Source organism: Pseudomonas spelaei (genome assembly GCF_009724245.1).
GTDB classification, from domain to species: domain Bacteria; phylum Pseudomonadota; class Gammaproteobacteria; order Pseudomonadales; family Pseudomonadaceae; genus Aquipseudomonas; species Aquipseudomonas spelaei.
In genome coordinates, this window is record NZ_WNNK01000069.1 from 1 (window position 1) to 1,210 (window position 1,210).

The 1,210-nt window shown below is 62.2% G+C and carries 2 protein-coding genes; both read right to left on the reverse strand.

Features of this window, described 5'->3' with window-relative positions:
• The coding region (locus GNF76_RS29215) for a two-partner secretion domain-containing protein (protein WP_155586500.1) at positions 1-375 on the reverse strand (375 nt) is incomplete at its 3' end.
• 30 nt (positions 376-405) lie between these two features.
• Positions 406-1,210, reverse strand: an 805-nt coding sequence (locus GNF76_RS29220) for a ShlB/FhaC/HecB family hemolysin secretion/activation protein (RefSeq protein ID WP_218585316.1), incomplete at its 5' end; no start/stop codon positions are given.

Below are 1,210 nucleotides of genomic sequence, written 5' to 3' on the forward strand. Positions count from 1 at the left end.
GTTGGCGGCGCCGCCCGTCAGGTTCGGGTTGCCGAGGATGATCCCGCCCAGTTGGGTCGATTGCGTACGGCCCGTGGCGTTGTTGAGGATCACGCCGTTGGCACCGACGTTGTAGTCCTTGAACTGGTTGTGGGACAAACCACTGCCATTGGGCGCGGCGATGTTTACGATCGGCACGCCATTGCCCGCCGCACCCAGGCTAGTGCCCGGCGCGCTGACCACGATGCCGTCGGCATTGGCCAACAGGGGCTGCCAGAACAGAGCGTTCGCCAAAATCAGCGCCAGGCCACGCTTGGGCAAACCCCAAAAATGCTCACGTGGTTGCACACGGGCAGAGGGTTGGCGGGCCATGAAGGCGAGGTGGCGAACGTCCATATTAAATTCTCGATGCAACTAGGCGTTGAATTACAGGAAAAAATCCATGCGGAAGTAGATCGGCGCTTCGCGCTCAAGCAGCGCAGCCGGTCGTTCCAGCGAGTGGGCGAAGGTCACACTGGTGCTGAGGTATTTGCCACGGGCGAACAGCTCAAGTGAGTTGCTCGAGACCCGGCCGTGCACTTCGCCGTTGTAGCGGCCGTTGCGAATCACGCCCTGGTCATAGCCCACGCTGGCGCCGTATTCGCCGAACACCGGGCGCAGCCAATCGAGGGTTATCGGGCGACTCCAGCGCAGGTCGTTGCGCCAGTAGCCGCCGCTGTCGCCGCTCAACTGCTGGTCCTTGTAGCCGCGGATCGACGAGGAGCCGCCCAGGCTCATGCGCTGCGGGCTGAACAGCACGTCTTCACTGCGCTGCCCGGTGGCCAGGCTGGTAAAACTGAAGGACTCGCCCCACACCTTGAACGGTTGCAGGTAGCTGACGGTGGCGGTGTATTTGCGATAGCGCGCATCGGGCACGCCAGGGCGCGGGTTGTGATTGCCCTGGGCGTCGAAGGCGCCGGTGCCGTTTTGCATGCCGACATCAAAGTTGACGAAGGCGCTGCCGACCCGTCGACCGTGGTTGATGCCCAGTTGCAGTTCGCTCAAGCGATTACTGCTTTCCTTGAGGCGACTGTCTTCGATGTAGTTGTTGGTGCGCAGATGGGACAGGCCGACGTTGACCGAGGTCTTGCTCAGGGCATCGCGGTGGATCACCCGCTCGGCACGCAGTTGGTGGTTTTCACTGTCGCCGGTTTGCTTGAAGTCAAAGCCGTTGCCTTGCGCGACGGACCGA